We start from the raw sequence: 6,111 nt of genomic DNA on the forward strand, positions 1-6,111 counted from the left end.
AAATAAGGGAATAACTCAATAAAATTAATAATGAACACCTTCGTTAGCCAAAGCTTGTTTCTGTAGCAGCAACAACTGCCCTACCCCTTGTTGAGCATAATCTAATAAGGTATTGAGCTCACTGCGATCAAAACAGCGGCCTTCGGACGTCCCTTGGACCTCAACAAAATGCATCGCACCATTCATCACAATATTGACATCAGCATCACACCCCGAATCCTCAACATAATCCAAATCCAATAAGGCTTGGCCTGCGATCATACCGACAGACACCGCTGCCACCTGATCAATAATGGGATTAGTGGTAATTAAATCGTTTTCTAATAAACGATTTACCGCCAATGCGGCCGCCACCCACGCACCAGTAATACTGGCACAACGTGTGCCCCCATCCGCCTGCAATACATCACAGTCAATTTGAATAGTGCGCTCACCTAAAGCAGATAAATCAAACACACCACGTAAACTACGCCCAATTAAACGTTGAATTTCCTGAGTGCGACCGCTTTGTTTGCCTCTGGCTGCCTCTCGATCAGAACGAGTATGCGTAGAGCGAGGTAACATACCGTACTCTGCCGTGACCCACCCTTGCTCTTTGCCACGCAGAAAAGGAGGCACTTTATCTAACACACTGGCATTGCAGAGCACATGGGTTTCCCCCATTTTAATCAATACAGAGCCTTCGGCGTACTTACTAAATCCGGTTTGAATTTCAACGGCTCGTAGTTCCTTAACATCACGCCCATTGGCGCGTTGAGTTTCGCTCATCATCTTCCCCTTAAAAGCCCTAGTGTACTACGAGCAACGGTCTAGCCTACAATAGAGGCTTAGGACATTTAGTCAAAGGAACATTATGATTCGCAGCATGACGGCGTTTGCCAATACGCGCACAGAGCTTGAGCTAGGTGCTATCCAAATGGAAATTCGTAGCGTCAATAATCGCTACCTTGATTTACACCTACGCCTGCCCGAAGAACTTCGTTTTAGCGAGGCCTCTATCCGAGAAATACTAGGCCAATCATTACAACGGGGCAAAGTCGAGCTACGGGTGAATTTTCAACGGGCGTTTAATGCTGAAAAAAACCAACTACATCCTGCACTTCTAGAACAACTAGCCTCTCAGCTCCAAGCGGCCCGTGCTGTGATTGCTGATATCCCTGCCCCACGCCTAAGCGAAGTCATTGCCTTAAACAATCAAGAGCAAGGTTTAGACCATGACACTTGGCTCCCCGCTATTCAACAAAACCTACGCGCAGCCTTGGCGGACTTAGATGAAGCCAAACAACGCGAAGGCCAACGCTTAGCCCACGTCATGCTAGAGGTTGCAGACCAAATGACGGATTTAGTCAACGAAGTCGAAGCCCATCTACCTGCCCTATTGATAGAGCACCAACAAAAAATCACACATCGCCTAACCGAAGCCCTTGCCAATGTCAGCCCGGATGGTTTTGCTCAAATTAGCGGCGAAGAACTCTCCGCACGTATCGCCCAAGAATCCTCACTCTTTGCCTTGCGCATCGATGTGGCAGAGGAAATCACACGACTACGCTCCCACATTAACGAGCTCTCACATATTTTGAACACAGGCAATACCGCCAATCAAAAATCCCGCACACGCCAAGGCAGCATAGGTAAGCGCCTGGACTTTTTATTTCAAGAAATGAATCGCGAAGCCAACACTCTGGGCTCCAAAGCGGGTTCTATTGAAGTCACTCGCGCCGCCATTGATTTAAAGTTAATGATTGAGCAGCTCAGAGAACAGGCGCAGAATATTGAGTGATGGCTAGGGGGCTGAGCTGAGAGCAACAGATTACCCACCTGTATCAAGTAAAAAGTGGTGGGTACAAGAATATTACTATTCAGCTTTATTAAGAATGAGACTTATTATTACCTGATAGATGCTTAATTGCATTGGCATGTTCTCGCTCTAACTCCTGCTTTAACTCTTCCTCTGTAGGCAAATAAGGCAGGTACTTCGCGGAAAACAATTGCTTTTTATCCGCTAAGACTGAATACTTCACTACGGCTTCGCTTTTTTCACTGCAAAGGACTAAGCCAATAGTTGGATTGTCATCGTCGCCTTTATGCTGCTCATCATAAAGGCGTACATAGGTGTCCATCTGTCCTACGTCTTGATGTTTTAGTTTACCGAGTTTTAGATCCACTAATAAGAAGCATTTCAACTTAAAGTTGTAAAACACCAAATCAATATAGAAGTCCTCATCATCAAAACGAATACGCTGCTGACGCTCCACAAACGCAAAGCCCTTACCGAGCTCTAGTAAAAACTGTTGGATGTTGCTAATGATGGCTTGCTCTATCTCACTTTCTTGGTAGGTTTTATCTTGCAGGTTTAGAAAGTCTAAGATGTAAGGATCACGCAGGTAGTCTTGAACGCTTTCTGCTAAAGGCTCTGTTTGCGTCTTCGCCTCTTGTTCAACTAAGGCTCTGTCTTTGCTGGCTAATAAGCGTTCGTAATAGAGTTTACTGATCTGTCTGTCTAGGGCTCGTACGCTCCAATTTTGCGTGACCGCTTCTTGCTGATACCACTCACGAGCACTCGCGTTTTCCACGCGGGATAACGCATTGTAATGAGACCAGCTCAATTCGAGAGACACTGTCTCCCAAATTGGAAAAGCCAAATAAAAACGCCGCATATTACGCAAGTTCGTTACATCAAAGCCTTTGCCTAAGCGGTCCGTCAGTGCAGCTGATAGCTGTTTTAATTGTTGGGTGCCGTACTCCGCACGCTCTTGACCTTGCTGCTCTTGCTCAACAATGATTTGCCCAATCTGCCAATAGCTTTGCACCATGGCCTGATTAACTGCATACCGTACTTCACTGCGTGCTGCTTCAATAATCTGTGCGATGGGTTCTATCAAGCTGGCTAGTTGACTCGGATCAGCTACACTCCCCGTTTTATTTTCTTTACTCATTGATTCGCCTTTATATTTGAGCTGTTGTTTTGTACTAGAGAGTCAGCATCTACAGAATTTACTTATATTTCAATTAGATATGCGCCTCTAACCCGGCTGCTTCTAAATGGGTTAAAGCCAGTGTCAGACTAGAACGATCAAAAATCTTTAACTTACGCTGAGCCCACCTAGGGCCTGCTGGCCAGCTTCGTACCCCGTTAAGTAAGGACTCTTCATCATGAGCCACATTCTCTTTATATAAGAGCCAGTCAACTGTTGATAACAACTCCATTCCAAATGGAGACTCAAATCCATCTATAAGCGTTGTGACCTTTTCTAAAGCAGGCAAATAAGAAGTGGCCTTTGTTTGTAGGTAAGCTTCTAGCTCCTGCTTTCTTTCATCTCTAGCTGGAGTCAAAGCCTCTGCGCCTTGTTTTTTAGCTTTATTTTTCATGTTGGTTTTTGAAAACAAAGGAAAGCCTCAGGCTTGAATAAGACATAAGCATTATGATACCAATATTTATACCTCCCCTTCCTTTTTTTGAATTCCAGATTTTTTCATACCTATATCACTCCTATGAACAGGCAGAGCCTTTTGGCTTTGCCTTTATTTTACTTAGGAGAGATTCTGATGCCCTCTACCCCCTCTTGCCCTCACTGTCACTCTGACAAAATTTACACCCAACACCTTGGCCGTAAAATTGGTGGCAGCATTGGTGCTGCTGCAGGCGTTAGCGCTGCTGCGCTAAGCGGTGTAACGACTGGTGCTACCTTTGCCGTGAAGCATCTATCTGATCAAACCCCCTCCCCTCAAACGATACTAAGCGCCATCATTGGTGGCCTAGTTGGTGGGCTTGCCGGATGTACAGCAGGCGCAGCCTTCGGTGATGCATTGGATCAAGCGATCTTTGATAACTACAAGTGCATTGATTGCGACTACACCTTTAGCTGTGTTTCTTATCACTTGAGCAAACCACATTGATGATTGCCTAAACAGTCACATCCCCACTACTACGATTTTCATTTATTTCTCTTATCGCCCGATGCCTCACCCGCATCGGGCTTTTTTACGTCTTGGAGTTTTCTCATGCAAATACAACCCTTACCACAACAGACCCCTTACCGCCCTGCCTTACGTTTAATCAACACTAAATCCATTACGCATGACGAATGGCTAGATGTACGTAAACAAGGCATAGGCAGCAGTGATGCGGCCGCCGCCATTGGCCTCAACCCCTATCAATCGCAACTTGAGCTTTGGATGATTAAGACAGGTAGAGACACTACCTCTATGCCTAATGAAGATAGTGCTGGCTATGCACCCATGCACTGGGGCAATCAACTAGAGCCTTTAGTGGCGAAGCAGTACCAAACCCACACGGGCAATCGCGTTAGGCGTGTGAATGCGGTTCTGCAACACCCTGACCCCGATAAGTCATGGATGCTCGCTAACATTGACCGCGAAGTCGTGGGGACGGATGAGGTGCAAATCTTAGAATGCAAAACGGCTGGGGAGTTTGGCGCACGGCTATGGCGTGATGGCGTACCGGAGTATGTGCAGATACAAGTGCAGCATCAGCTGGCCGTGACAGGGAAGCAAGCCGCAGATGTGGCCGTGTTAATGAATGGTCAGAATTTAGAGATCCACCGTATTGAACGGGATGAAGCCCTCATCACTAAACTCATTGAGTTGGAGGCCAAGTTCTGGCACTACGTACAAACCGATACGCCACCGCCTGCCGATGGCTCTAGCTCGGCTTCTAAGGCCCTACAAGCGCTTTACCCAAGCGACGACAGCACTGAGGTTGACTACAGCGAAGACAGCCGCATGTCGGCCTTATTTGGCGATCTACAAAGCGTACGCGCTGAACTAGATAAATACAAGAAGCTCGAAGATCAACTCAAGCAGCAAATCCAAGAAGCCATGGGCGCAGCCAGTAAAGCGCAGTTTGAAACCGGCTCGGTGACATGGCGACGCAGCAAAGACAGCACCGTCTTAGATACCAAACGTCTCTTAGCCGATCACCCTGAACTCCTAGAGCAGTACAGCTTGACACGCTCAGGGAGTCGTCGCTTTTTAGTGCAAGGCTAACACTACTCACTCACTTTTCAATTTACGGCATAAGGCCAGCCCGTCCTAAATGGATAGGCTGGCTTTTTATGTTGCTTTTATATTTAAGGATAAAATCATGATCAAAGGATTAATGATTACCCCGCCTACACTAGGCCGTATCGCTATCGGTCGTGTGGTGGAAAAGAAAGGGAAACGCCTACCCGAAAAAGACGATCAATTCACCATCACTAGCCAAGTGCAAACCAAAGACGGCTGGATCCTTCACCCCTTGGATGAGGCCTTACGAGATGGCAATAAGAAGCTACGCACCATTCCGATTAAATTGCTCTTCAATGAACCTGAACTGAATCTACGTGCTGAGTACAGTATGTTTGACCGAGCCAGTGGCAGACCTTTATGCGTAGGCAATGGAGAAACCTGTAAGCGCTATACCAACAGCGGCATGCAGACCTTAGCTTGTCCTTCACCCGAAGGCTGTGACATTGCTCAAGGTGGTCACTGTAAGCCCTATGGTCGCTTGAATGTACGTATTGAAGGCGAGGCTGAAGATGAGCTAGGTACGTTTATATTCAGAACCACCGGCTACAACAGCATCCGCACCTTAGCCGCCCGTCTTAACTACTATCAAGCCGTATCAGGTGGTCTTTTAGCGTGTATGCCGTTAGAACTACGACTGCGCGGTAAAAGTACCACCATGAGCTATCGCTCTGCCATCTACTACGTGGACATGACCATTCGTGACGGACTCAGCCTAGAGGAAGCCATCAGTGAAGCCAAGGCACTCCATGAGCAACGCCTACAAGCCGGTTACGACCAACGCGCCTTAGATGACGCCGCACGGCTTGGCTTTAGTAATGGAGCCTTTGAGGACAGTAATGAAGAATCGGCAGAAGTGATGGAAGAGTTTTATCCAGAGCAAAGCAGCACCTCACCTCAGACCAATGAAACCGCTACACAGTCTTTAGTCTCGAAGCTGAACGCTATTAAAAGTTAATCAAAGCATTCAATCACTACCTAACGCCACCCCTGACGGTGGCTTTTTTACGTCTAAAGGAAACACATCATGCGTTATCACAAACTCAAAGCCAGCGATCAGGCTGGTATGTACATCATGGAATCCAC

7 protein-coding genes are annotated in these 6,111 nt (G+C 46.9%); 4 read left to right on the forward strand and 3 right to left on the reverse strand.

The genetic code is table 11. From position 1 onward, the window contains the following. Positions 1-24: 24 nt before the first annotated feature. Positions 25-768 (reverse strand): ribonuclease PH, encoded by a 744-nt coding sequence (gene rph, locus Q0Z62_RS06695; RefSeq protein ID WP_269902176.1) that lies wholly within the window; start codon positions 766-768, stop codon positions 25-27. Between the two features lie 85 nt (positions 769-853). Here rph and Q0Z62_RS06700 point away from each other — a divergent pair, with 85 nt between their 5' ends. Further along, a complete protein-coding gene (locus Q0Z62_RS06700) occupies positions 854-1,780 on the forward strand; it encodes a YicC/YloC family endoribonuclease (RefSeq protein WP_298052498.1) in 927 nt (308 codons plus the stop codon). Positions 1,781-1,868: 88 nt separating this feature from the next. Here Q0Z62_RS06700 and Q0Z62_RS06705 read toward each other — a convergent pair whose 3' ends face one another. Together Q0Z62_RS06705 and Q0Z62_RS06710 are read right to left on the reverse strand one after the other, a co-directional pair. After that, the gene (locus Q0Z62_RS06705; protein ID WP_298052501.1) at positions 1,869-2,936 is read right to left on the reverse strand and encodes a PDDEXK nuclease domain-containing protein; all 1,068 of its coding nucleotides are present in this window, start codon (positions 2,934-2,936) and stop codon (positions 1,869-1,871) included. A gap of 73 nt (positions 2,937-3,009) precedes the next feature. Then, positions 3,010-3,369 (reverse strand): hypothetical protein, encoded by a 360-nt coding sequence (locus tag Q0Z62_RS06710; protein WP_298052504.1) that lies wholly within the window; start codon positions 3,367-3,369, stop codon positions 3,010-3,012. A gap of 177 nt (positions 3,370-3,546) precedes the next feature. Between Q0Z62_RS06710 and Q0Z62_RS06715 the strand changes: the two genes are divergently transcribed. The 3 genes from Q0Z62_RS06715 (at position 3,547) to Q0Z62_RS06725 (ending at position 5,983) form a co-directional block, all read left to right on the forward strand. Continuing rightward, positions 3,547-3,897: a hypothetical protein gene (locus tag Q0Z62_RS06715; RefSeq protein WP_298052507.1), complete on the forward strand. Its 351-nt coding sequence runs from the start codon at positions 3,547-3,549 to the stop codon at positions 3,895-3,897. Positions 3,898-4,002: 105 nt separating this feature from the next. Continuing rightward, on the forward strand, positions 4,003-5,007 hold the full coding sequence (locus Q0Z62_RS06720) for a lambda-exonuclease family protein (RefSeq protein ID WP_298052510.1): 1,005 nt from the start codon (positions 4,003-4,005) through the stop codon (positions 5,005-5,007). A 97-nt stretch (positions 5,008-5,104) separates the two neighbouring features. Continuing rightward, the gene (locus Q0Z62_RS06725; protein ID WP_298052513.1) at positions 5,105-5,983 is read left to right on the forward strand and encodes a hydrolase or metal-binding protein; all 879 of its coding nucleotides are present in this window, start codon (positions 5,105-5,107) and stop codon (positions 5,981-5,983) included. The last annotated feature ends 128 nt before the right edge of the window (positions 5,984-6,111 follow it).

The organism is uncultured Paenalcaligenes sp. (genome assembly GCF_947630565.1).
GTDB lineage: Bacteria > Pseudomonadota > Gammaproteobacteria > Burkholderiales > Burkholderiaceae_B > Paenalcaligenes > Paenalcaligenes faecalis.

Coding starts and splice junctions, on each gene's coding strand:
- rph (WP_269902176.1), bottom strand. CDS start 768: ATGAGCGAAACTCAACGCGCCAATGGGCGTGATGTTAAGGAACTACGA.
- Q0Z62_RS06700 (WP_298052498.1), top strand. CDS start 854: ATGATTCGCAGCATGACGGCGTTTGCCAATACGCGCACAGAGCTTGAG.
- Q0Z62_RS06705 (WP_298052501.1), bottom strand. CDS start 2,936: ATGAGTAAAGAAAATAAAACGGGGAGTGTAGCTGATCCGAGTCAACTA.
- Q0Z62_RS06710 (WP_298052504.1), bottom strand. CDS start 3,369: ATGAAAAATAAAGCTAAAAAACAAGGCGCAGAGGCTTTGACTCCAGCT.
- Q0Z62_RS06715 (WP_298052507.1), top strand. CDS start 3,547: ATGCCCTCTACCCCCTCTTGCCCTCACTGTCACTCTGACAAAATTTAC.
- Q0Z62_RS06720 (WP_298052510.1), top strand. CDS start 4,003: ATGCAAATACAACCCTTACCACAACAGACCCCTTACCGCCCTGCCTTA.
- Q0Z62_RS06725 (WP_298052513.1), top strand. CDS start 5,105: ATGATCAAAGGATTAATGATTACCCCGCCTACACTAGGCCGTATCGCT.